Consider the following 21,378-nt stretch of genomic DNA (forward strand, 5'->3'; position numbering starts at 1 on the left):
CCATCCCGGCGAGCCGATCTTCAAGCACCAGCCGGCGGACAACCCCGCCGGCTTTTTGATGGCCAGAGCCCCGCGCCCGCTCAGGGGACCCTTCAGGCCAACCGGTAGGCCCGGGTGGTGATCAGATAGGGGTGGAACACCTCCAGGAAGCGGCTTTGGAGTGTGCGGAAGAAGGCCTCCACCAGCTCAGGGGCGTCGAAGTGGAAGGGGTACTCGCCCTGAAACCCCTTGAAGAAATACCAGTTGAGCAAGGCAATCCCTTCCGGTGCTAAGCGTTCGGCGAAAATTTCCAGCTGGGCGGCCGGATCGCTGAGGTGCTCGAGCACATCCAGGCAGACGATCGTGTCGAAGCGCGCGGGCAGGGCCGGATCGGCCAGATCGCGGAAGCAGCGCAACTTGCCGGCCAGGCCAAGCTCGGCGGCGCGGACCTCCACGAAGGCGCGGTTGTGGGGGTTGAGATCCACAAACCACACCTGCTCCACCTGGGGAAGGGCTGCCGCCGCCAAGGCATGGCTGCCGATGCCGCCACCGAAGTCGAGCACCTGACCGGCCGCAAAGCGCTGCTGAAGGCGCAGAGTGTCGGCGATGTAATCGGCACTGCCGAGGTGCCAGGCGGCCAACTCGAGCAGATGGCCGGTGCCCACGGCGTCTTCGTAGAACTGCTCCACCTGGTTGGGATCAAAGGCCCCCGGATGCAGGGCAGCAAGATCGTTGGTGCTGCTGGGCAGGCGGCGCTCCAGCTCCGGCAAGGCGATCTCAAGGAAAGCGGCCAACTGGGGCCGCAGGGCAAAACCATCGACCAAAAACTGCTCCACCGTTAAGGGTGAAGCCAGCGCCGCCCCCTCTTGCCTCTCCACCACCAACGCCATCCCTGTGCAGGTTGAGGCCAACCTAGGTGCCGGGATTCGGGGCCCCTTCAGGCACCCCGTCGAGCAACTCGGCTCCGTCGCCGGGCACCTCCAGCCAGCGCCGCAGCCAGGCCACCAAGCCATAAAAGGGCAGGGTGTCGGCCAGGGCGGCGATGAGTTTGAACAGGTAGCCGCTGGCGATGAACGAGGCCAACTGGGGCAGCACCGGCTCGCCGGCGCGCACCGGCAGCAGATGGCTGGCGTAGTGGCTGATCAACACCACCGCCGTGGTGTCCACCAGCTGGCTCACCAGGGTGGAGCCGTTGTTGCGCAGCCACAGGGCTTTGCCGCCACTGACGCGTTTCCAGAAATGGAACAGGCGCACATCGGTGAACTGGGCTGCCAGGTAGGCCACCATCGAGGCCCCCACCGCCCCGAAGGCCAGGCGGCGCACCTCGAAGAAGGTGGCCTCCGGCGCACCGGCCAGACCCGGCAGGATGCCACCGAGCCAGAGGATCAGCACGATCCAGCCGTTGAGCGCCAGGCCCACCCACACCAGCTGCCCGGCTTTGCGCTCACCCCACAGCTCACTGATCAGGTCGGTGCAGAGGAAAGTGACCGGATAGGGCAGGGCGCCCACAGCCACCACGATCGGCCAGGAGCCGATGCTGCCCAGCTGCAGAAAGCGGGTGAGCCCGAGGATATTGAGCATGCCCATGGTGCCGAGAAAGATGCCGGCCAGCACCAGAAACGCGAGGTCACGGCGCTGCTGCAGGGTCATCGAGGCCGAACATGGGACCCTGCAAGGCTGACGCTCCGATCCATGGCTGACCAGCCCTGCGGCTTTCTGGTGCTCGACAAGCCCGCCGGCCTCACCTCCCACGCCTGCGTCGGCCGGGTGCGGCGTGCCTACGGCCTGCGCCGCGTGGGGCATGGCGGCACCCTGGATCCCGCCGTCACCGGCGTGCTGCCAATCGCCCTTGGCCCCGCCACCCGGCTGCTGCCCTACCTGGAGGGTGACAAGACGTACCGGGGCGTGGTGCAACTGGGGGTGCGCACCGTCAGCGACGACCTGGAAGGAGAAGTGCTGAGCCGCGCCGCCGTGCCCGCCCTGACGGCGGCCGATCTGGAGGCGGCCCTGGCGGCCTTTCGCGGCCCGATCCAGCAGGTGCCGCCCCAGGTGTCGGCGGTGCATGTGGACGGCCAGCGGGCCTATGCCCGGGTGCGCCAGGGGGAGCAGCTGCAGTTGGCGGCCCGGCCGGTGACCGTGCAGCGGCTGGAGCTGCTGGGCTGGGATGCCGCGGCCGGCAGCCTGGAGCTGCTGGTGCGCTGCTCGGCCGGCACCTACATCCGCGCCCTGGCACGCGACCTGGGGGAGGCACTGGGCTGCGGCAGCGCCCTGGCCGGGCTGCGACGCACCGAGGCCCTGGGCTTCAGCCTCGAACAAGCCGTGCCGCTGGAGCGTCTCGAGCAGGCGCCCCTGCCGCCCCTGCTGGATCCCCTGGCGGCCCTGGCGCACCTGCCCCGACGGCAGCTGGATGAAACAGAGCAGGCGGGCTGGCGATGCGGCAGGGCCCTGGCCGCCGCAGCGCCCCTGGAGCCCGGCCAGGAGCTGGCTGCCGAACAGCCGGTCGCCGTGTTGGCCCCGGATGGCAACCTGGCCGGCATGGCCCGCGCCAATGGCACCGGCCTGCTGCAGCCGAAGCTGGTGTTCAACGCCACTGGCTGACCCCGCCGTTTTTCCCCGCACCCTCCGATGGCCGGCCACAGCAAGTGGGCCCAGATCAAACGCACCAAAGCGGTGGTGGACGCCAAGCGAGGTGCCGTGTTCACCCGGCTGGGGCGGGAAATCACCGTGGCAGCCCGGGGTGGAGCCGACCCAGCTGGCAACTTCCAGCTGCGTACGGCGATCGAGAAGGCCAAGGCCGCCGGCGTGCCCAACGCCAACATCGAGCGGGCCATCGCCAAGGGCTCCGGGCAGGGCAGCGGCGCGGGCGATGCCTTTGAGGCTGTGCGCTACGAGGGCTATGGCCCCGGCGGGGTAGCGGTGCTGATCGAGGCCTTCACCGACAACCGCAACCGCACCGCCGCCGACGTGCGCCTGGCCTTCAGCAAACACGGCGGCAACCTGGGCGAGACGGGCTGCGTGGGCTACCTGTTTGAGCAGCGGGCGGTGGTGCGGATCGAGCAGCCCGGCCTGCAGGAGGAGGCGCTGCTGGACAGCTTGCTGACGCTGGAGGAGCGGGGCGGGCCAGCAGCCCTGGGCTACGAGCTCGATGGCGAGGGGGCCGAGGTGTTCGGCGCCTTCGAGGCCCTCGAAGCCCTACAAGACGGCCTGCGCCACCAGGGTTTGCCCGTGGGCGGCTGGGAACACCGCTGGATTCCCCAGACCGCCTGCCCCCTCGGCGACGAGGACAGCCTGCGGGCCTTCTACCGCATGCTCGACGCCCTCGACGACCTCGACGATGTGCGCAGCGTCACCAGCAACCTGGAGGCCAACGAGGATCTGATGCAGTCCGTGCTGGCAACGCTGATGGGCTGAACCAGCCCGCCAAGCCCGCTTAACCAGCCAGGGCTGCGGCATCGGCGATCACCGTGACCGCGGGATGGCCCTGCAGCCAGCTGGCCGGGAGGTTGTCGTGGGGCGGCTGCTCCAGAACGCGCCGCAGGATCCCGGCCTTGGCCGTACCGGTCACCACCAGCAGAATCCGCTCGGCCGCCAGGATCTCCAGCATTCCCAGGGTGATGGCCCGGGCCGGCACTGCCCCTGCATCGCCGCCGAAGGCGCCGGCGTTCTGGGCGCGGGTGGCGGGGCTCAGCTCCAGGCAGCGGCAGGGGGCCTCGGCAGCGCAGGGGGGTTCGTTAAACCCCACGTGGCCGTTGCCACCCAGGCCCAACAGCTGCAGGCCCAAGCCCCCGGCGGCGGCCAGGGCCGTCGCATAGCGGTGAGCTTCGGCCTGGGGATCAGTCGCCAGGCCATCGGGCAGCCGCACCTGATCCGCCCGCAACCCCAGGGGCCGCTGCAGCTGATCAGCCATGAAGGCGGCAAAGGAGCGTGGATCGTCGGCCGCCAGGCCCACGTACTCGTCGAGGTTGAAACTCAGCCAGCCATCGCGGATGGCCTGCCGCTCCTGAGGCCTGAGCCGGCCCAGCTGCAACCGCAGCGCCGCATACACGGGCTCCATGGTGCGCCCGGTCGCCAGGCCCAGGGGCTTGGGCAACTCAGCCTGCTGTGCCTGACACACCCGTTCGGCCACCGCCGTCGCCACGGCCTGGGCGTCTGGCAACGCGAGCAGCTCCACGCTCAGGGGCTGGTGTAAGGACGCAGCTCGGTGCCGCGGTAGTAGTGGCGCAGGATCTGGTCGTAGCTCTGGCCCCGTTGGGCCAGGCCGTGGGCCCCCCACTGGCTCATGCCCACACCGTGGCCGTAGCCGCGGCCGATCGCCAACAGCGACGGCGGGGGCACCTGCACGGGCGACTGGCCCCCCGGATCAAACGGCTGGGACGGCAGGGGCGGCAGGGGCGGCAGGGAGGGAGGAAGGGCTGCCAACTCGGGGGCTAGCACTTCAAAGCGCACCAGGGTGCTCTTGAGGCCGAGGCGACTGCGCAACTTGGCACCCGTGAGCACCAGGGTGCCGCTGGGGCCAATCACCCGGGCTTGGCGAACCCGTCCTGAGCCGGTGGTGGCGAGCACCTCGATGCGCTGGGCTCCGCCGATCTCGCCGAAGGCCTTCTGCAGCTGCTCGGGCTCCAACCGCTGCTCCCAGGCGTGCACTGGACTGTGCTGATCGAAATCGGGAACGCTCACCAGGTAGGGGAGCTGCTGACTCCAGAGATCGCCGCTGTTTTCGGTGCTGCCGCCGGCGCTGCTGTGAAAAACCGCATTGGCCAGGCTGGAGCCGTAGATCAACACCTGACCGCGGGTGCTGGCCACCGCCTGGCGGGTGGAGGGCGTTTCGGCATCGACGCCCTTGTACACCTGGCTCGACACGGTGGCGCTCACGTCAAAGGGGGCCGTGGGCTTGCGCTGTCGCAGGGCATAGGTGCGGGCCGCCACCGCCTGGGCCCGCAGAGCCGCCTGGGGCCAACTGGCCGGCATCTCGCTGCCCACCACGCTGGGCAGGTAAGCCTCCAGGGGCACGTGGTTGATGGCCCGCACCGCAGAGGCGCCCACCAGGAGCTGCAGACGCCCGCGGTAGCCCCGCTGCTGCAGCTGGAAATCGGCCCCATCGCCGGAAGGCCGCGCCGCCGGCTCGAGCCAGAGCTCGGACATCTGGGGCAGGCGCTCCACGGCACCGCCGCGCTCCAGCACGAGGTCGCCGGCGGCGAGCTGCAGCACCACCGACTCACTGGGGGCCAGCAACCAGCGCTGGCTGCCGGCCCGAAGCACCAAGGGCTGCTGGCCTGCCGCCAGCGGCATCCGGTCAGCCTCCAGCAGCAGCACCCGCACCTGGGGCTCAGCAGCCTGGGCCTGCAGGGCCATGGGGGCCGCCCCGGCTAGCACCACAGCCGCCGCGGGCCCGGCAACGAGCCAGGTCGCCGACCAGGAGAGGACGCGCTGGCGAGGGGAAGGCGGCGCCAAAAGAAAGATTCCTGCTCAGGGGATTCATTGTGCCCGGCGTGGCAGCATGCGCCAGAGGCGGCACGACCGTGCAGGTCACCTTTTTAGGCACCAGTTCCGGCGTGCCCACCCGGGGCCGCAATGTGTCGGCCGTGGCGCTGCGGCTGCCCCAGCGCAGTGAATTGTGGCTGTTCGACTGTGGTGAGGCCACCCAGCACCAGTTCCTGCGCAGCGAGCTGCGGGTGAGCCAGCTGCGGCGGATCTTCATCACCCACATGCATGGCGACCACGTGTTCGGCCTGCCGGGGCTGCTGGCCAGCCTGGGGCTGGCGGGCACCTGCACGGGCATCGATCTCTATGGCCCCGACCCGCTGCGCGACTACCTCGAAGGGGTGCTGCGCACCTCCTCCACCCGCATCGGCTACCCGCTGCGCACCCACAAAGTGCAGCCCGCCGCCAGCAGTGGCGCCCTGCTGCTCGACGACGACGACCTCACCGTGCGTTGCACCCCGCTCACCCACCGGGTGCCGGCCTTTGCCTACCGGGTCGACCAGAAACCGCGGCCCGGCCGCTTCGACGTGGAGCGTGCCCGGGCCCTGGGCATCCCGCCCGGCCCGGTTTATGCCGAGCTCAAGGCTGGCCGCAGCGTGACCCTGGACGATGGCCGCATCATCAAGGGCGCCAGCCTTTGCGGCCCCGACCGCCCGGGCGCCAGCGTCGTGTATTGCACCGACACCGTGTTCTGCGCGGCGGCGGTGCAGCTGGCCGCCGGGGCCGACCTCCTAATCCACGAATCCACCTTCTCCCACGCCGAGGCGGAGCTGGCCTACCAGCGCCAGCACTCCACCAGCACGATGGCGGCCCAAACGGCCCTGGAGGCCGGCGTCAAGCAGCTGGTGCTGACCCACCTCAGCCCCCGCTACATGCCGGGCAATGCGATGACCCCCGACGACCTGGTGGCGGAAGCCCGGGCCATCTTCGCCAATACCGTGGTGGCCAAGGATTTCCTCAGCATCGACATCACGCCACCCAAACCGGCCACGGCCTAGGCCTGCAACAGTTCGCGCGATTCCGCTCCGGAGGGCCCTTCCCCCGTGATACAAGGTCTCCGATGCGGTCTCTCCCGCCTACCCGCCGGCTTTTCCCAATGGCCTCCTCCTTCTCCTCGGCTGCCTTCAGCAGAGCCACCTTCAGCAGGGCCACCTTCCGCAGGGGTGTTCGCGCACTGGCCCGAACCCTGTTGGCCCTGCCCCTGGCTCTGCTGTTGTGCATGGGCTTCGGTGGCCCGGCCCTGGCGGCCGCGTGGAGCACCGAGCAGCTCACCGTGCCGGCCAGCCCCGATGGCACCCTGGTGACCTTCAGCGAGCAGGAGATCAAAGCCGGCCGCAAGGTGTTCAATAGCAGCTGCGGCGAGTGCCATGCCGGCGGGATCACCAAGACCAACCAGAACGTGGGCCTCGACCCCGAGACCCTGGCCCTGGCCACCCCGTCCAGGGACAACGTGGAGGCCCTGGTTGACTACATGAAGGACCCCACCTCCTATGACGGGGAGTACAGCATCGCCGACGTCCACCCCAGCATGCGCAGCAGCGACATCTTCGTGAAGATGCGCGATCTCGACGACGACGATCTGCGTCTGATGGCCGGCTACATCCTGGTGGCCCCCAAGGTGCAGGGCGTGCAGTGGGGCGGCGGCAAGATCTACTTCTGATCGCGTCCCATCTGAACCGATCCCCCATCAGCCGGTGCCCCAGCGCCGGCTTTTTTGTGGCCCGTTTTGGGTGCCCGACTCAGGGGCGTTGCTCAGGCGTCACCGACTGGCCGGGAGGCTGGCTGTTGGCATGGTCGAGGGAGGCCGGCAACTTGCTGTACCACCACTCCTGCAGGCCTGCCCCCAGACGCACCGGAAACAGGGTCATGACCGTGCGGGTGGGTCGGGCTCCCGGCTGGAGCAGCTCCACCGCATAGGAGGGACAGCGGCGCGAGGCCAGATCGGGAACAAAACGCCGGCCGATCCGCCGCCAGCTGGGCTCCTTGCTGCGCCAGGCCAGGCGGCAGCAAGGCCAGGGCAGCTCCTCGCGATCAAACAGACGGCAACAGGGGCCCAGCACCCGATAGCTGTACTGGCCTCCAGGGCTGGTGTGCTCGCTCCCCGGCTCCAGCAGGACTTCGACGGTGCCGCGTGTGGAGGCTCCCCGCAAAGGGATTGTCTGGCCTGACACTGAACAAGGCTCCAGGACGACAATAAAAAGCCACCCCGCAGGGTGGCAAACAAGCTTGGATGGTTCAAGGGGCGCCAGCCAGGACCTGACTGGCGCCTCGCAGGGAACCCAAGCTCAGTAGAGCTCTTCTTCAGCGTGGGTCTTGATGGTGCAGTCGCTGGTGGGGTAAGCCACGCAGGTGAGCACAAAACCAGCTTCGATCTGGTCGTCGTCGAGGAAGCTCTGATCGCTTTGGTCGACGGTGCCGGCGGTCAGCTTGCCAGCACAAGTGGAGCAGGCGCCTGCACGACAGGAGTAGGGAAGATCGATGCCCTGCTCTTCAGCGGCATCGAGGATGTACTGGTCGTCAGGAACCTCGATGGTCTTGTTGAGGCCTTCGCTCTCGCTGATGAGGGTGACCTTGTAGGAAGCCATGAAAAGGATTGGGGCTCACAGGCACCCGGAAGCCGGGCCTGTAGGACACGCCCTTCATACATCCGCCGCACGCCTTTCCTGCTGATTTGCGCGCCAGGATCCGGGAAGCCCAATCAAAGCCAAGGCACAGATCAGCGTGCCTTATGCAACACGCCGGATCGTCATCAGCCCCCACTGGCTCTGCTGGGCCGTGAGCTCCGCCCGCCAACCCTGCTCAAGCAGCTCATGCTGCAGGGCCGGGGCCTGATCCACCAGCAGGCCGCTGAGCAGACCGACGCCGTGGGCGGCCAGCACCGTCTCAAAGGCGGGGCAGAGGGCCTGGATCACCGGCGCCAGGATGTTGCAGAGCAGCAGATCGGCCGGCTGGCCGTCGAGCAGGGCAGCCAGAGCCTCTACCGAGCCCAAGCCCACCCGCACCTGGGACGTGAGGCCGTTGAGGGCGGCATTGTCCGCGGTGGCCCGCACCGCCAGGGAGTCGGTATCGGCCGCCGCCACCGAGGCCGCGCCCAGGCGCAGGGCCGCCAGGCCCAGCACGCCGCTGCCGCAACCGAGGTCGGCCACCCGCAGCCCGGCCAACTCAAGGCCCTCGAGGGCCTCCAGGCAGAGACGGGTGGTGGGATGGCTACCGGTGCCGAAGGCACTGCCGGGATCCATGGTGATCACCAGACGCTCGGCATGCTCGGGCGGACAGGGGAGCCAGGCGGGGAGGATCAGCAGGCGCTGGCCCACCGGGTCGGCCTGCCAGTGCTGCTTCCAGCTAAGGCTCCAGTCTTCGTCGGCCTGCTCACTCCAGCGGATCGGCGGCAGCACCAGGCCAAAGGTCTGCGCCAGGGGGGCCAGGGCTCGCTCCAGCTGGGTGCGCTCCGGTGCGGGCCAATCGATGGCCGGCAGCCAGGCCACCAGCTGACGCTCACCGGGATCTTCGGGCCGATGCTGCACGGCCACGCGGGAAATCCCCATGGCCCCGAGCTTCCACAGCAGAGATTCCTCAAGCTCGGGTAGCGCCGCCAGTTCCAATCGCCACCAGCTGGGGCCGGCGCCGAACGGGGCGCCGCCAGACGCGGCCACCATCAGAGGGTGACCGGGTGGGCTTCCTGGATGCCGTTGATCGCGTGCACCGAGGCCAGCAGGCTCGGCGGGATGGGATCGTCGAGGCTGACCACCATCACGGCATCACCGCGCACGATGCGGCGGCCCACCTGCATCGAGGCGATGTTGACGTTGTGCTCGCCCAGCAGGGAGCCCAGCTGGCCAATGATCCCGGGCATGTCGCGGTGCCGGGTAAACAGCATGTGGCGACTCGGGGCCACGTTCACGGGGAACTCGTCGATGGTGGTGATGCGCAGCTCACCCTCGGCAAACACAGCTCCAGTCACGGTGTGGTTGCCATTGGAACCCTTGGAGCTGAGCTGCAGCGAGCCGCCGGCGAAATCACGGCTGGCATCATCCTTCACCTCCAACACATGGATGCCACGCTCCTTGGCCTCCAGGCTGGCGTTCACGTAGTTGATGCTGTCGCCCAGGGCCGTGGAGAGCAGGCCCTTGAGGGCTGCCACCACCAGCGGCTGGGGAGGATGGGCCGCAAAGTCGCCCTGGAGCCGCACCTCCAGCTCATTGATCGGGCCACCCGCCAGCTGGCTCAACAGTTGGCCGAGGGTTTCAGCCAGCTGCAGATGGGGCTTGAGCTGCTCCATCACCTCGGCGTTGAGGCCAGGGATGTTGACGGCACTGCGGGCCGGCAGACCCAGCAGCACGTCACGAATCTGCTCGGCCACATCGATGGCCACATTCTCCTGGGCCTCTTCGGTGGAGGCGCCCAGGTGGGGGGTGAGGATCAGCCGCTCCCGCACCTGGCGCAGGGGCGAACCGGCGTCGAGGGGCTCATTGGCATACACGTCGAGGGCGGCGCCGCCGATGGTGCCGTTGTCCACCGCTTCGGCCAGGGCCGCCTCGTCGATGATGCCGCCGCGGGCGCAATTGACGATGCGGGCTGTTGGCTTCATCGTCTTGAGCAGCTCAGCGTTCACCAGGTTCTCGGTGTCCGGCGTGCGCGGCAGGTGCAGGCTGACGAAGTCGGCTTCAGCAAACAGGGCCGGCAGGGGCAGCAGGCGCACCTGCATCTGCTGGGCCCGCTCCGCCGACACGAACGGGTCGTAGGCCATCACGTCCATGCCCATGGCCTTGGCCACCCGGGCCACATGGGAGCCGATCTTGCCCAGGCCCACCACACCGAGCTTTTTTTTGTAAAGCTCGTTGCCAACGTATTTCTTGCGATCCCAGCCGCCGGCCATGGTGCTGGCGTGGGCGTGGGGAACATGGCGCGAGAGGGCCAGCATCAGCGCCAGGGCCTGCTCAGCGGCGGCAATCGTGTTGCCCTCGGGGGAGTTCACCACCAGCACACCCCGCCTGGTGGCCGCTGGCACATCCACGTTGTCCACCCCAACACCGGCACGGCCGATGATCCGCAGCTTGTCGGCGGCTTCAATAATATCCGCGGTCACCGTGGTGCCTGAGCGGATCATCAAGGCGTCGTACTCGCCAATGATCGCCTTGAGCTCTTCAGGCGGCAAGCCGGTGCGCACATCGACCGTGGCCACCTGGGACAGGATGTCGATCCCCGCCTGGTCGATGGGATCCGAAACGAGAACCTTTGTCATGCCCGGCGGTTGGGAGGGTGAGCCGGCGGTGCAGTGTAGTGAGCGGCGAGAATCCCTCCATCCTCAAAGAGTCGAGCGCAGCGTGGGCACGAGTGTGGTGGTGGTGTTGAACGACCGCAAACGCCTGCATCAATTGAAGGACCGACTGGCGGAGTTGCAGCCGCCGATGGTGCGGTTGGAGGCCATCGGCGCAGGCGAGCAGACCCTGGCGGAGGTGGAGCGGCTCAATCCGGCGGTGGCGCGGCGCAACCGCCAGCGCTCGATGGCCCGCTGGCTGATCCCTTTTGGCTTCCTGGCCGGCCTCACCTTCACCTACATCACCGACCTCGACACCTTTGCCTTTGCTGGCGCTTGGAGTCAGCACCTGATCGGCGCCCTGTTGGGCATGGGCTCGGGCTGGATGGGCAGCTTCGCGGCGGCGGCAAGCGTGCGCTCAGAAGAAGACGACCGGATCCGCAGCCTGCGCAACCGGGTGGAGGAGGGGCACTGGCTGCTGCTGGCCGAAACCGCCAATGGCGTTGAGATGCCGTGGATCAGCCTGCAGCAGGCCAAACCGTTGGCCGTGGTGCGCCTGGGCGATGGCTAGGCAGGCGTGGATCTGATGCTGCCGCGGCGCGACCTGCTGGAGGGCAGCAAGCACCCCCAGGAACTGAAGGCCGTGATCAACGCGGCCGACCAGGCCCTGCGCACCTGGGAGCCGGTGTGGACAGCCTTTGTGGACGCCGAGGTGTGCGAGGAGGCCGAGCAACGGCTGGGCGACCTGAGCGAACTCAGCCTGAGCAGCAGCGGTGGCTACCCGGGAGCTGAGCGGCGGCGCCTGCTGCTGCTGCGTCGCGAGGCGGCCCTGGAGCCCAACGCCGTGCCCCAGGCACTGATGGGCCTGGAGATCAGCGGCAACTTCCTGTTCGATCCCGCCGAACGCGCCGATTTCCGGGCAGGGCTGCTCGCTCTCGGTGCACAGTCCGACAGCCTGGGCGATCTGTGGGTGCGGGGCGATCGGGGCGCCCAGGCGGTGCTCACCGCCCAGCAGGCGATGGCCCTTGCTGGGCTGAGCACCACGGTGCGCACGGTGGAGGTGCAGCTGGAAGCCCGCCCCCTCGATCAGCTGCAGCTGCCCGCCGCGCGTCAGCCGCGGCGCTTCCACACCGTGGAGGCCTCCCTGCGTGTGGATGCGGTGGCCTCAGCGGGCTTCGGGATCTCGCGTAGCCGCATGGCCGAACTGATCCGCCAGGGCAGCGTGCGACTCAACTGGCAGCCCATCTCCAGCGCAAGCCGCCTGCTGGCAGCGGGAGATCGGGTGCAGCTGGAGGGCCGGGGCGAGCTACGGCTTGAGACCATCACCGCCACCAAGCGGGAGCGCTGGCGCATCGAGCTGGTGCGCTGCTGAGGTGGTGCGGCCCCCAGCAAACCGATCTGTAAAGTGAGCGAGCTTCTGGGGCGATTAGCTCAGAGGTAGAGCACTACCTTGACACGGTAGGAGTCACTGGTTCGATTCCAGTATCGCCCACTTTGATCGCCCACGTTCCTGACTGAAGATCAGCTGCAGTGTCCGAGATGGCAGTCACGGCAAGCGGTTTGACCGTGGTTGTGGGTCTGGCTCGCTCCGGGATCGGCGCAGCTCGGTTATTGCACCATCTAGGGCGCGCCGTGCTGGTGATCGACAACCAGAGCGGTCCTGCCCTCGAAGCCAAAGCCGCCGCGCTGCGGCAGAGCGGCATCCCTGTCCAGCTGGATGCCCCCCTCCACCCCGACACCTTTGCTGCCCTGACGGCGCCCCTGGCTGCGGTGGTGGTGAGCCCGGGGATCCGCTGGGATCACCCCACCCTGGAAGCGCTGCGCCGCCAGGGCATCCCCACCCTGGGCGAGCTCGAGCTGGCCTGGCAGGCCAACGATGCTGCCGTGCCCTGGATCGGCATCACCGGCACCAACGGCAAAACCACCGTCACCCACCTGGTGAGCCACCTGCTGCAGCACGCCGGCCTGGATGCACCCATGGGCGGCAATGTGGGCTTTTCCGCCGCCGAGCTGGTGCTGGAGCAGCGGCAACGCAGCACAGCGCCGCCCGACTGGTTGGTGATGGAGCTCAGCAGCTACCAGATCGAAGCGGCCCCGCAGGTGGCCCCCGACGTGGGCATCTGGACCACCCTGACGCCGGACCATCTGGAGCGCCACGGCAGCCTCGATGCTTACCGCGCCATCAAACGCAGCCTGCTGGAGCGTTCCAAGCTGCGCATCCTCAACGCCGACGACCCCGATCTCCGGGCCCATGCCAGCAGTTGGGACCAGGCCACCTGGATCACCGCCGGCCAGCGCAACGACCTGCCCGCCACGATCCACCCCAGCCTCTGGATCGAGAACGGCCAGGTGATGCGCGCCGTCAAGCCTGGCGCTGGTGCGGCAGCCGAACCCTTGATGGCCGCCGACAGCCTGGCCATGCCCGGAGCCCACAACCGCCAGAACCTGCTGATGGCCGCCGCCGCCGGACTGGCCGCCGGGCTCTCAGGCCCCCAGATGGAGCAGACCTTCCGGGCTTTTCCCGGCGTACCCCACCGGCTCGAGCGAATTCGCGATCAGCAGGGCATCTGCTACTTCAACGACAGCAAAGCCACCAATTACGACGCTGCCGAAGTGGCGATCCATGCCTTGGAGGGCCCCCTAGTGGTGCTGGCCGGCGGCGAATCGAAACGCGGCAATCCCGCCGGCTGGCTCGCCGCGCTGCAACACAAAGCCGCTGCGGTGGTGCTGTATGGCGCTGCTCGGACGGAATTCAGGCGCCTGCTCGAGGAGGCTGCGTTTGCGGGGGTGGTGCAGTGCTGCCCGGGTCTGGCCGAGGGGGTACCCCTGGCCGCCGAACTGGCAACAACCCTGCACTGCCGCGCCGTGCTGCTGTCACCCGCCTGCGCCAGCTTTGATCAATACAGCGACTTCGAAGCCCGCGGCGATCACTTCCGGCAACTGGTCGCCGCGCTGTAGCGGCCCAGAGGTCGACCTCTAGCATCCAGTCCAGAGCCGTCCGCAGCGACGCCCATGGCCTTTTGGTTGATGAAGAGCGAGCCCGATGTCTACGGGATCGACCATCTGCAGCGGGAGGGCACCACACTCTGGGATGGCATTCGCAACTACCAGGCCCGCAACTTCATGCGGGCCATGCAGATCGGCGACCAGGCTTTCTTCTATCACTCCAACACCAAACCACCCGGCATTGTGGGCCTGATGGAGGTGATCGAAACCCAGCTCATCGATCCCAGCCAGTTTGATCCCAGCTCGAAATACTTCGACCCCGCCGCCACTCCGGAGCGCCCCCGCTGGGACTGCGTCCGTCTGCGGTACGTGCGTCACTTCGACAGCCTGCTGAGCCTGGATGCCCTGCGGGACAACTTCAGCCCAGAGGAGCTGGGGGTGGTGAAACGGGGCAATCGGCTCTCGATCCTGCCGGTGAGCGTCAGCAGTGCCGAACAGCTGCTGACGCTGCTGGAATCCCCATGAGCAATCTGGCGCCACGCCACCAAAACCCATTGGCGATTCGCAGCGCGGTCGAGCGGGGCTGGGCAGCCTTTGCCTGCAGCCCCTGGGCGTTGATGGGATTCACCCTGATCGGTGGTGGCATCAATCTGCTGAGCCAACTGCTCTACCGCCATCAGAGCAAGCTGGTGATCTCGCTGCTGGGGCGGCCCGATCCCCTGCCGATTGCCCTGGCGGGCTTCGCCTGGATCCTCTATGTGATCACGGGTCTCTGGCTCGTGGTGGGGTTGATGCGTGGAGCGCTGCTGGCCCTCAACCAACAGCGGCCCCGGCTGGGCGACCTGCTGCGGGTGGATGGACGGGCCATGCTGCGCTGTTTCGGGATGCTGGTGCTGATCCTGGCGGTGCTGGCGCTGATCGTGCGCCTGGCCCAGGCCAGTTCGTGGTTGCTCACTCTGATTCAGCCGGTGCTAGCCCCGCTACCGCTGCTGGCGGGCCTTGCCGCTGTGATCTACTTCAGTGCCGACCAGATTCTGAGCCTGCCGCTCACCCTGATCGGCGGTCTCAATCCCTTGGCGGCCTTCCGTTGCAGCCGGGCTGCGACCGACCCCCACTGGCTCCAGTCTCTGGGGCTGGCCATGGTGCTGCTCGGCCTGGTGCTGGCCGGTTTCCTGGTGCTGCTCGTCGGGCTCGTGGTCACCCTGCCGCTGGCAGCCTGCACCCTCACGGCGGCTTACCAACAGCTGTTCGGCCCCGACGACCGGGGCCGGCTCACGGGCTCCTGAAACCGACCTGGGCGGGGAACAGATTGGCCAGATAGCAGCGGGTCACCCCGCGGCTGTGCAGGCCGTTCTGCACCAGAAAGCCAGCGAGGGCTGCCTGGAACAAGCGGTATTGATCCCAGTTGGGATGCTGCGCCATGAAATCGTGCATCGACGCCAACAGCACCTCCGGCACCTCGGCGTGAAAGCTGACCATCGCAGCAGCCGCTGACTCAGGCTCCTCAGCAGCCTGGGCGACGCTGGCTGGACGAGCATCAACAGTGGTCTGCAACTCCATTGGGGCTCAACAAAGACTTGGCACCAGTTCTCCACATCCGCTCACAACCGTCAAATCGCCGTTCCACGCCCTACAACCAGGGCTCCCAGGCTGAGATCGCCTGCCCCTCAAGGAACCTGCACCCGGCCCACCCCGCCGGGGCCGCTGCGGGAGGTAACCGCGGGCGCTGTCAAGGGGAAAGCAGACAACGGCACCATTCTCCCCAGAGCCAAGCCCCAGACCCAGATCCGGGCCCCTGGCCTGGGGAAAACCTGGGCAAAACACCCGCGATTCTTGGGGGGCAAGCGGGAAAGCGACCGTGATCAGCACTGCTGATCAACACCCAGATTGGCCGGGTCTCAGCTGGGATCGTTCTGGGCCAAGGCCGACACGAGAGCGGCCACCAGGGCCACGCTGGCCTCGGGCCGCCAGCCGCCCTCCACAGCCCGGCTCCGTGAGGCCGGCGTGAGCACAAACCGCAGCTGCCACACCTCTCGGCCGCCCTCCAGGGCCATCCAGAGCGGGCCCCGCTCCAGCTCCAGGCTGATCGTCTCCTCCACCATCAGCTGGTCGACCAGGCCGTGATGCTCCTGCACCAAGTGGACCAGTCCCTCTTGCAGCCCCTGCGCCTCATCGGCGGTCAGCTCCACCGCCCAATCCTGGCCGCCGATCAACACAGCAAAGGGGTGGCGGCCTGGATCCACCAGCCAACGCCACCCCTCACCCTCCTGCACCTGCATCCTGAACCTGCCTGGGCCAGCCTCAGCCAGGCAGCAGGTCGGGCTGATCCTGCTCGTCGCTGAGCTCAACAATGGCCCGCTGCACGGGCTTGATCATCGAGTCGTCGAGCAGGCCATCGAAATCATCGAAGCGGCGCTGCTTGGCCCGGAAGGCAATGCGCACCGTGGTGAGGTAGCGGTTGCTGGAATGGCGAATCAGGCTTTCGGCCCGCTGGGCCAATTCCTTGGGGTTGAGATCAAGACCGCTCTGCATAAACACCACCTCGATGGAGCAAGCCTAAGTCAGCAGCGGCAGCCCCCTGGCTAGAAGTGGGGGATGGGCGGCACCCTGGCGATCGATCTGGGCAGCAGCACCACGGTGGTGGCCTACCAGGCACCCGGCGCAGCGGCGCAGCTGCTGGCCTTGCCGCCCTACAGCAACAGTGAACCGGTGGTGGTGCCCACCCTGCTCTGGCTCAGCGAACCCGCCCCATCCCGGCCCCTGATCGGACGCCAGGTGCTCGAGGCCGGCCTGGCCGATGGCGACGATCCCCAGCTGCACCGCGACTTCAAACGCCAGATCGGCGCAGCCCCCGCAGTCGGATCTGCCGCCATGGAGCCCGCCCCAGGCAACGGCCTGCCCCTCTCGCCGGAGCAAGCCGGCGCCCTGCTGCTGCGTCGGCTCTGGGCGGCGCTGCCCGCCGACCTGGAACCGCAGCGGCTGGTGCTCACGGCCCCGATCGACAGCTACCTGCGCTATCGCCAATGGCTGCAGGAGGTTTGCAGCGAGTTGGCCGTGCCCGAACTAGCCCTGGTGGACGAACCCACCGCCGCCGCAATCGGGGCGGGCTTGCCGGCCGGCAGCACGGTGCTCGTGGTGGACCTCGGTGGCGGCACGATCGACCTCTCCCTGGTGGCCCTGGAAGGGGGCGAGGGCAGGCCGGCACCGATGGCCCAGCTGCTGCGCTTCGCCGGCCGCGAGTTGGGGGCCAGCCGCCAGGTCCTGCGCTGTGCCCGGGTGATCGGCAAAGCAGGCCTGGCCCTGGGGGGCCGGGATCTCGACCGCTGGATCGCCGCCGAGCTCTGCCCTGGAGCACCGCTGAATGGTGCGCTGCTCCAGGCTGCAGAAAATCTGAAGTGTCAGCTCAGCAGCAAGGAAGAGGCCCTGGCGCTCTGGAGTCCCCCGGGGCCAGGCCAGCCGCCCCAGCCCCTGCGGCTGAGCCGCAGTGCCCTCAACAACCTGCTGCGGCAACGGGGCCTGCTCGCCCAACTCGATGGCCTGCTGGAGGAGGTGCTGGCCGCGGCCCGGCGCGAGGGCCTGGCCCTGCAGCAGATCACCGCCGTGCTGCCGGTTGGAGGCAGCAGCCGCATCCCCCTGATCCGCCAATGGCTGAGCGAGCGCTGCAGCGGCGTGCCCCTGCGCGACGAGCGTCCGGTCGAAGCCGTGGCCCTCGGGGCCCTAGCGCTCACACCAGGCGTTCAGGTGCGCGACGTGCTGCGCCATGGCGTCAGCCTGCGCTGCTGGGACCAGCGCTCCGGTCGCCACCACTGGCAACCCCTGTTTGTGGCGGGGCAAGCCTGGCCCAGTGAGCGGCCGCTGGAGCTGGTGCTCGCCTGCAACAACCCCGACCAACGCGCCCTGGAGCTGGTGTTGGGAGAACCCGACAACGAACAGCGCAGCGAAGTGGTGTTCGAGGGCGGCCTACCGGTGCTGCGCCAGCGACCAGCGGGTCAGGGCCGGGTCCGGGCCTGGAGCCACCAGCCCCCACCCGTGGCCCTCGACACCCCGGGCCAGCCCGGCGAGGACTGCCTGCGGCTGGCCTTCCAGGTGAATGGTCAGGGCCAGCTGGTGCTGGAGGCCACCGACCTGCGCAGCGGCCGGACTGCGCAGGCGCGGGTGCTGGGTGCCGTGCGCTGAGCCCCCATGCGCTGAGCCCCCTTGCGCCAAATCGGTGGACGCCACAGGCGCTGCCCCCGCAAGGGTGCATTTGGCCCCATGCGCCCATAAAACGGAAGCTGTCTCCATGAGCCCCGCCTTGGCCCTGCGCCGCCACAGGCTGCCCCGATTCTGGCTCGGCCTCACCCTGGGTCTGGTGGCCAGCGGCGTCGGGGCGGCCTACTGGTGGGAGCAACAGCTGCCGCAACGCCTGGAGCAGGCCGCCCGGGGAGGCGATCTCGAGGCCTGCCTGCGCTACAGCGAACAACTCGAGGCCCTGCGCTGGCTCGGTGGCCAGGCCCCGGCCGAGCAGGGCAACTGCCGGCGCCGCAAGGCCGCCCAGCTGTGGCAGCAACAGCAATGGAGCCCCGCCCTGCAACTTCAGCTGCAACTGGTGAATTCCCAGGCCGGCCAAGCGGCCGACCGTCAACAGCTGGTGGTGTGGCAGCAGTCTCTGCAACAGAAGGCGCTCAGCCGCTTCCAGGAGGGCGACCTGCCCGGCGCCCTGGCGCTCCTGGCCGAGATGGGCGACGACCAGCGGAGCGACGGCAACAGCCTGGGGGACAAGTTGCGTGAAAACTGGACCCGCAACCGACTGCAGTTCGAGCGCGCCAAACGCCTTGGCGATCAACAGCGCTGGTGGGAAGCCCTCGATGCCCTGACCCGCATCGACCATCCCTGGTGGAAAACCCACAGCCGCGATGTGCAGGCCAAGGTGACGCAAAGCATTGAGAGCCTCAAGGGCCAGGAGCGCGAACGGGACGCCCACGGCCAACTGCCGCACACGGTGCCCGACTCACAGCTCGACGCCCAGGTGCGCCAGCGGATTGCCAGCGGCATGGACGAATGGTCGGCATTCCAGGCCGCCTGCCGGGCCCTGGGCGGCAGGGTGGTGGAAGCCGGACCAGAAACGGCCTGCAAGCGATGAGTGGCGCGTGACAGGATTAGCCCCGTCTCCAAACTTCGAGGCCATGCAGCCAGGTGATCAGGTCAAGGTCTCCCACAGCGTGGTCGTCTACCACCACCCCCAGCACCGCGGCGAGGCCTTTGACCTGCAGGGTCAGCAAGGCGAAGTGGTGACTGTTCTCAACGAGTGGAAGGGACGGGTGATCAGCCCCACCCTGCCGGTGGTGGTGGCCTTCGGCAAATTCCGGGCCCATTTCCGAGGCGACGAACTCGAGCCCGCCTAGATCTCCGGCCTCACCAGGTACACCCCTTCCTCCCCATCGATCCCCTGCAGGCAGAGCTGGATCGATTCTTGGCGGCTTGTCGGCACCACCCGACCGCAGAAGTCGGGTTGGATCGGCAGCTCCCGATGGCCACGATCCACCATGGCCAGCAAGCGCACCCGCTTCGGCCGTCCCCAGGCCTGCAGGGCCTCAAGTGCTGCCCGCACGGTGCGTCCCGTGAAGATCACATCGTCCACCAGCACCACCTCACGCCCATCCAGCGCCACCGGCAGATCGGTGGGCTGGGACAGTCGGGTTCCCACCCGCTCCAGATCGTCCCGATGGAAGGTTGGATCCACTGTGCCCTGATCGATCGGGTGAGCCGTCATCGCCGCCAAGCGCTGGGCCAACACCGCGGCCAACGCGACACCGCGGGTGGGGATTCCCAGCAGCACCAAGTCCCGACTGTTGGTGACACTCTCCAACACTTGGGAGGCCAGCCGGTCGAGGGTGCGCCCCAGATCCTGGGCCGAGAGCAGTTCAAGCCGATCGATCAGCACCGATTGGGTGTCGCCAAAGGCTGACCGTACCGGGTTCGGCGGGGATCGCAGCACATCTGCACTGTAGGTTGGATTTGGAAGGCGTTGGTCCCAACGCCGCTAGGTGAGACGGGTGACAACAATTCCCTCCCAGCAGCAATCCACCCTGAACGCAGGCTCACCTCCGGCGTTTCGAGAATCTGCGGCTGTCGCCCCCGTCGTGCTCGCCATCCTGGATGGCTGGGGCTACCGCCACGAAGACGAACACAACGCCATTCGCGCCGCCAGCACCCCGGTGATGGATGCCCTCTGGCACGCCTATCCCCACACCCTGATTGAAGCCAGTGGGTCGGCCGTTGGCTTACCTGACGACCAAATGGGCAACTCGGAAGTCGGACACCTCACCATCGGCTCTGGTCGCATCATCCGCCAGGAGCTGGTGCGCATCAGCCAGGCCGTCAAGGACGGCAGCCTCGCCGCCAACCCCGTACTCAACGCCCTGGCCGATGGCCTGATCCAACGGGGAGGCACCCTGCACCTGATCGGCCTCTGCTCCGACGGGGGCGTCCATAGCCATATCACCCACCTGGGTGGGCTGCTGCGCTGGGCTGCAGCGCGGGGTCTGTCAGATGTCTGCGTGCATGTCATCACCGATGGCCGCGACACCGACCCGAGCAGCGCCCCCCGATTCGTCGCCCAGGTGCAGGATCAGATCAGCCGGGCTGGCGTCGGGCGGATCGCCACGCTGAGCGGCCGCTACTGGGCGATGGACCGCGACAACCGCTGGGACCGCACCGAGAAGGCCTACCGCCTCTACACCGAACCAGCCCCCATCTCCGAGCTCAGCCCGGTCAATGCCATCCATGCCTCCTACGCCCTGGACATTGGCGATGAATTCCTGGAGCCCCTGCGCCTGGCCGAGGGGCTGATTGAGGCGGGCGATGCCCTGGTGTGTTTCAACTTCCGCCCCGACCGGGTGCGGCAACTGATTCGGGCCCTGGTGGTGCCCGACTTTGACGGCTTCGAACGGGAGGCGATCACCCCACTCGATGTGGTGACCTTCACCCAATACGAGAAGGGCCTACCGGTGGCGGTGGCCTTCCCACCGGAATCCCTGGATGGCCTGCTGGGACAGGTGGTCTCCGAGGCTGGACTGCGTCAGTTCCGCACCGCCGAAACGGAAAAATATCCCCACGTCACCTATTTCATGAATGGGGGGATCGAGCAGGCCTTCCCAGGCGAAGACCGCCATCTGGTGCCCTCACCCCGCGTCGCCACCTACGACCAATCCCCCGCCATGTCGGCGAGCCAACTCACCGACAGCTGCATCGCTGCCATCCAAAAGGGCATCTATTCCCTGGTGGTGATCAACTACGCCAACCCCGACATGGTGGGGCACACCGGCAAGATGGAGGCCACCACAGAAGCGATCAGCACCGTGGATGCCTGCGTGGGCCGACTGATGGAGGCCACCAATCGCATGGGTGGCACCCTGTTGATCACCGCCGACCACGGCAACGCCGAGACGATGGAAGGGTCCGATGGCCGCCCCTGGACCGCCCACACCACCAACCCGGTGCCCGTGATCCTGGTGGAGGGCGAAAAGCGCAAACTGCCCGGCCATGGCACCAATGTGCTGCTGCGCGACCAAGGCGGGCTGGCCGACATCGCCCCGACCATCCTCGAAATCCTGAACCTGCCGAAACCAGCAACGATGAGCGGCGCGTCGCTGGTCTTGCCCGCAGGCGCCACCGCCGACGCCAGCCGCATCCCCCAGACGCTGGGCGTTTAGCCTGCGTCCATCAGCGGAGAG

General features: G+C 68.0%; 25 protein-coding genes and 1 tRNA gene. 14 read left to right on the top strand and 12 right to left on the bottom strand.

Annotated elements, in window-relative coordinates; translation table 11 throughout:
- Nucleotides 1-92 precede the first annotated feature (92 nt).
- Both KBY65_RS02750 and KBY65_RS02755 read right to left on the bottom strand, forming a co-directional pair.
- Nucleotides 93-860, bottom strand: coding sequence for a class I SAM-dependent methyltransferase (locus KBY65_RS02750; RefSeq protein WP_255000451.1), 768 nt, complete (start codon nucleotides 858-860; stop codon nucleotides 93-95).
- Between the two features lie 31 nt (nucleotides 861-891).
- Nucleotides 892-1,629 carry a queuosine precursor transporter gene (locus KBY65_RS02755; RefSeq protein ID WP_094560133.1) on the bottom strand — a complete coding sequence of 246 codons (738 nt, stop codon included), beginning with the start codon at nucleotides 1,627-1,629 and terminating at the stop codon, nucleotides 892-894.
- Between the two features lie 42 nt (nucleotides 1,630-1,671).
- On the opposite strand from KBY65_RS02755, the gene truB reads away from it, so the two are divergent.
- Both truB and KBY65_RS02765 read left to right on the top strand, forming a co-directional pair.
- A complete protein-coding gene (truB, locus tag KBY65_RS02760; RefSeq protein WP_255000452.1) occupies nucleotides 1,672-2,577 on the top strand; it encodes a tRNA pseudouridine(55) synthase TruB in 906 nt (301 codons plus the stop codon).
- A 27-nt stretch (nucleotides 2,578-2,604) separates the two neighbouring features.
- Complete coding sequence (locus tag KBY65_RS02765) at nucleotides 2,605-3,390, top strand: YebC/PmpR family DNA-binding transcriptional regulator (protein WP_094560131.1); 786 nt, start codon at nucleotides 2,605-2,607, stop codon at nucleotides 3,388-3,390.
- Between the two features lie 19 nt (nucleotides 3,391-3,409).
- On the opposite strand, the gene KBY65_RS02770 is transcribed toward KBY65_RS02765, so the two are convergent.
- Nucleotides 3,410-4,135 carry a glucosamine-6-phosphate deaminase gene (locus KBY65_RS02770; protein WP_255000453.1) on the bottom strand — a complete coding sequence of 242 codons (726 nt, stop codon included), beginning with the start codon at nucleotides 4,133-4,135 and terminating at the stop codon, nucleotides 3,410-3,412.
- 17 nt (nucleotides 4,136-4,152) lie between these two features.
- Nucleotides 4,153-5,430 carry a SpoIID/LytB domain-containing protein gene (locus KBY65_RS02775; protein WP_255000454.1) on the bottom strand — a complete coding sequence of 426 codons (1,278 nt, stop codon included), beginning with the start codon at nucleotides 5,428-5,430 and terminating at the stop codon, nucleotides 4,153-4,155.
- Between the two features lie 68 nt (nucleotides 5,431-5,498).
- On the opposite strand from KBY65_RS02775, the gene rnz reads away from it, so the two are divergent.
- A complete protein-coding gene (gene rnz / locus KBY65_RS02780; protein WP_255000455.1) occupies nucleotides 5,499-6,458 on the top strand; it encodes a ribonuclease Z in 960 nt (319 codons plus the stop codon).
- Nucleotides 6,459-6,556: 98 nt separating this feature from the next.
- Nucleotides 6,557-7,120 (top strand): photosystem II cytochrome c-550, encoded by a 564-nt coding sequence (gene psbV / locus KBY65_RS02785; RefSeq protein ID WP_094560129.1) that lies wholly within the window; start codon nucleotides 6,557-6,559, stop codon nucleotides 7,118-7,120.
- A gap of 79 nt (nucleotides 7,121-7,199) precedes the next feature.
- On the opposite strand, the gene KBY65_RS02790 is transcribed toward psbV, so the two are convergent.
- The 4 genes from KBY65_RS02790 to serA all read right to left on the bottom strand — a co-directional run bounded on the left by KBY65_RS02790 (nucleotide 7,200) and on the right by serA (nucleotide 10,702).
- Complete coding sequence (locus KBY65_RS02790) at nucleotides 7,200-7,631, bottom strand: hypothetical protein (RefSeq protein WP_409996612.1); 432 nt, start codon at nucleotides 7,629-7,631, stop codon at nucleotides 7,200-7,202.
- A 114-nt stretch (nucleotides 7,632-7,745) separates the two neighbouring features.
- Nucleotides 7,746-8,045 carry a ferredoxin gene (locus KBY65_RS02795; protein WP_094560128.1) on the bottom strand — a complete coding sequence of 100 codons (300 nt, stop codon included), beginning with the start codon at nucleotides 8,043-8,045 and terminating at the stop codon, nucleotides 7,746-7,748.
- 141 nt (nucleotides 8,046-8,186) lie between these two features.
- Nucleotides 8,187-9,116, bottom strand: a complete 930-nt coding sequence (gene prmA, locus KBY65_RS02800; protein WP_255000456.1) for a 50S ribosomal protein L11 methyltransferase — start codon at nucleotides 9,114-9,116, stop codon at nucleotides 8,187-8,189.
- Entirely contained in the window at nucleotides 9,116-10,702 is a 1,587-nt protein-coding gene (gene serA / locus KBY65_RS02805) for a phosphoglycerate dehydrogenase (protein WP_094560126.1), read from the bottom strand. Before serA ends, prmA begins: the two co-directional genes overlap by 1 nt.
- An 82-nt stretch (nucleotides 10,703-10,784) precedes the next feature.
- On the opposite strand from serA, the gene KBY65_RS02810 reads away from it, so the two are divergent.
- The 6 genes from KBY65_RS02810 to KBY65_RS02835 all read left to right on the top strand — a co-directional run bounded on the left by KBY65_RS02810 (nucleotide 10,785) and on the right by KBY65_RS02835 (nucleotide 14,949).
- Nucleotides 10,785-11,288 carry a hypothetical protein gene (locus tag KBY65_RS02810; protein ID WP_094560125.1) on the top strand — a complete coding sequence of 168 codons (504 nt, stop codon included), beginning with the start codon at nucleotides 10,785-10,787 and terminating at the stop codon, nucleotides 11,286-11,288.
- Between the two features lie 15 nt (nucleotides 11,289-11,303).
- Complete coding sequence (locus KBY65_RS02815) at nucleotides 11,304-12,089, top strand: photosystem II S4 domain protein (RefSeq protein WP_094560233.1); 786 nt, start codon at nucleotides 11,304-11,306, stop codon at nucleotides 12,087-12,089.
- A 48-nt stretch (nucleotides 12,090-12,137) separates the two neighbouring features.
- Nucleotides 12,138-12,209: transfer RNA gene (locus KBY65_RS02820), tRNA-Val, on the top strand.
- Between the two features lie 47 nt (nucleotides 12,210-12,256).
- Nucleotides 12,257-13,675: a UDP-N-acetylmuramoyl-L-alanine--D-glutamate ligase gene (gene murD / locus KBY65_RS02825; RefSeq protein WP_255000457.1), complete on the top strand. Its 1,419-nt coding sequence runs from the start codon at nucleotides 12,257-12,259 to the stop codon at nucleotides 13,673-13,675.
- A 54-nt stretch (nucleotides 13,676-13,729) separates the two neighbouring features.
- A complete protein-coding gene (locus KBY65_RS02830; protein ID WP_094560124.1) occupies nucleotides 13,730-14,188 on the top strand; it encodes an EVE domain-containing protein in 459 nt (152 codons plus the stop codon).
- 29 nt (nucleotides 14,189-14,217) lie between these two features.
- Entirely contained in the window at nucleotides 14,218-14,949 is a 732-nt protein-coding gene (locus tag KBY65_RS02835; protein ID WP_255000458.1) for a hypothetical protein, read from the top strand.
- On the opposite strand, the gene KBY65_RS02840 is transcribed toward KBY65_RS02835, so the two are convergent.
- The 3 genes from KBY65_RS02840 to KBY65_RS02850 form a co-directional block, all read right to left on the bottom strand.
- Nucleotides 14,936-15,223, bottom strand: a complete 288-nt coding sequence (locus KBY65_RS02840; protein WP_409996613.1) for a DUF2811 domain-containing protein — start codon at nucleotides 15,221-15,223, stop codon at nucleotides 14,936-14,938. The two genes, KBY65_RS02835 and KBY65_RS02840, sit on opposite strands and share 14 nt — an antisense overlap.
- 338 nt (nucleotides 15,224-15,561) lie before the next feature.
- Complete coding sequence (locus KBY65_RS02845; protein WP_094560122.1) at nucleotides 15,562-15,942, bottom strand: DUF1818 family protein; 381 nt, start codon at nucleotides 15,940-15,942, stop codon at nucleotides 15,562-15,564.
- A 22-nt stretch (nucleotides 15,943-15,964) separates the two neighbouring features.
- Nucleotides 15,965-16,195, bottom strand: coding sequence for a DNA-directed RNA polymerase subunit omega (locus tag KBY65_RS02850; protein WP_094560121.1), 231 nt, complete (start codon nucleotides 16,193-16,195; stop codon nucleotides 15,965-15,967).
- Nucleotides 16,196-16,258: 63 nt separating this feature from the next.
- Between KBY65_RS02850 and KBY65_RS02855 the strand changes: the two genes are divergently transcribed.
- The 3 genes from KBY65_RS02855 (at nucleotide 16,259) to KBY65_RS02865 (ending at nucleotide 19,047) form a co-directional block, all read left to right on the top strand.
- Nucleotides 16,259-17,839 carry an Hsp70 family protein gene (locus tag KBY65_RS02855; RefSeq protein WP_254988444.1) on the top strand — a complete coding sequence of 527 codons (1,581 nt, stop codon included), beginning with the start codon at nucleotides 16,259-16,261 and terminating at the stop codon, nucleotides 17,837-17,839.
- Nucleotides 17,840-17,945: 106 nt separating this feature from the next.
- Complete coding sequence (locus KBY65_RS02860; RefSeq protein WP_233128550.1) at nucleotides 17,946-18,785, top strand: hypothetical protein; 840 nt, start codon at nucleotides 17,946-17,948, stop codon at nucleotides 18,783-18,785.
- 43 nt (nucleotides 18,786-18,828) lie between these two features.
- Nucleotides 18,829-19,047, top strand: a complete 219-nt coding sequence (locus tag KBY65_RS02865; RefSeq protein WP_094560119.1) for a ferredoxin-thioredoxin reductase variable chain — start codon at nucleotides 18,829-18,831, stop codon at nucleotides 19,045-19,047.
- Here the strand turns inward: KBY65_RS02865 and pyrR are convergent.
- Nucleotides 19,044-19,586 carry a bifunctional pyr operon transcriptional regulator/uracil phosphoribosyltransferase PyrR gene (gene pyrR / locus KBY65_RS02870; protein WP_254988442.1) on the bottom strand — a complete coding sequence of 181 codons (543 nt, stop codon included), beginning with the start codon at nucleotides 19,584-19,586 and terminating at the stop codon, nucleotides 19,044-19,046. The genes KBY65_RS02865 and pyrR overlap by 4 nt on opposite strands.
- Nucleotides 19,587-19,785: 199 nt before the next feature.
- On the opposite strand from pyrR, the gene gpmI reads away from it, so the two are divergent.
- Nucleotides 19,786-21,357 (top strand): 2,3-bisphosphoglycerate-independent phosphoglycerate mutase, encoded by a 1,572-nt coding sequence (gene gpmI, locus KBY65_RS02875; protein ID WP_255000459.1) that lies wholly within the window; start codon nucleotides 19,786-19,788, stop codon nucleotides 21,355-21,357.
- Nucleotides 21,358-21,378 lie beyond the last annotated feature (21 nt).

Origin of the sequence: Cyanobium sp. Alchichica 3B3-8F6, from assembly GCF_024346435.1 — a bacterium.
Lineage (GTDB): Bacteria > Cyanobacteriota > Cyanobacteriia > PCC-6307 > Cyanobiaceae > Cyanobium_A.

Excerpts from the sequence above, each read along its gene's own strand:
- KBY65_RS02755 (WP_094560133.1), bottom strand. The coding sequence starts at position 1,629 with ATGACCCTGCAGCAGCGCCGTGACCTCGCGTTTCTGGTGCTGGCCGGC.
- truB (WP_255000452.1), top strand. The coding sequence starts at position 1,672 with ATGGCTGACCAGCCCTGCGGCTTTCTGGTGCTCGACAAGCCCGCCGGC.
- KBY65_RS02765 (WP_094560131.1), top strand. The coding sequence starts at position 2,605 with ATGGCCGGCCACAGCAAGTGGGCCCAGATCAAACGCACCAAAGCGGTG.
- psbV (WP_094560129.1), top strand. The coding sequence starts at position 6,557 with ATGGCCTCCTCCTTCTCCTCGGCTGCCTTCAGCAGAGCCACCTTCAGC.
- KBY65_RS02795 (WP_094560128.1), bottom strand. The coding sequence starts at position 8,045 with ATGGCTTCCTACAAGGTCACCCTCATCAGCGAGAGCGAAGGCCTCAAC.
- prmA (WP_255000456.1), bottom strand. The coding sequence starts at position 9,116 with ATGGTGGCCGCGTCTGGCGGCGCCCCGTTCGGCGCCGGCCCCAGCTGG.
- serA (WP_094560126.1), bottom strand. The coding sequence starts at position 10,702 with ATGACAAAGGTTCTCGTTTCGGATCCCATCGACCAGGCGGGGATCGAC.
- KBY65_RS02815 (WP_094560233.1), top strand. The coding sequence starts at position 11,304 with ATGCTGCCGCGGCGCGACCTGCTGGAGGGCAGCAAGCACCCCCAGGAA.
- murD (WP_255000457.1), top strand. The coding sequence starts at position 12,257 with ATGGCAGTCACGGCAAGCGGTTTGACCGTGGTTGTGGGTCTGGCTCGC.
- KBY65_RS02830 (WP_094560124.1), top strand. The coding sequence starts at position 13,730 with ATGGCCTTTTGGTTGATGAAGAGCGAGCCCGATGTCTACGGGATCGAC.
- KBY65_RS02840 (WP_409996613.1), bottom strand. The coding sequence starts at position 15,223 with ATGGAGTTGCAGACCACTGTTGATGCTCGTCCAGCCAGCGTCGCCCAG.
- KBY65_RS02845 (WP_094560122.1), bottom strand. The coding sequence starts at position 15,942 with ATGCAGGTGCAGGAGGGTGAGGGGTGGCGTTGGCTGGTGGATCCAGGC.
- KBY65_RS02850 (WP_094560121.1), bottom strand. The coding sequence starts at position 16,195 with ATGCAGAGCGGTCTTGATCTCAACCCCAAGGAATTGGCCCAGCGGGCC.
- KBY65_RS02855 (WP_254988444.1), top strand. The coding sequence starts at position 16,259 with ATGGGCGGCACCCTGGCGATCGATCTGGGCAGCAGCACCACGGTGGTG.
- KBY65_RS02860 (WP_233128550.1), top strand. The coding sequence starts at position 17,946 with ATGAGCCCCGCCTTGGCCCTGCGCCGCCACAGGCTGCCCCGATTCTGG.
- KBY65_RS02865 (WP_094560119.1), top strand. The coding sequence starts at position 18,829 with ATGCAGCCAGGTGATCAGGTCAAGGTCTCCCACAGCGTGGTCGTCTAC.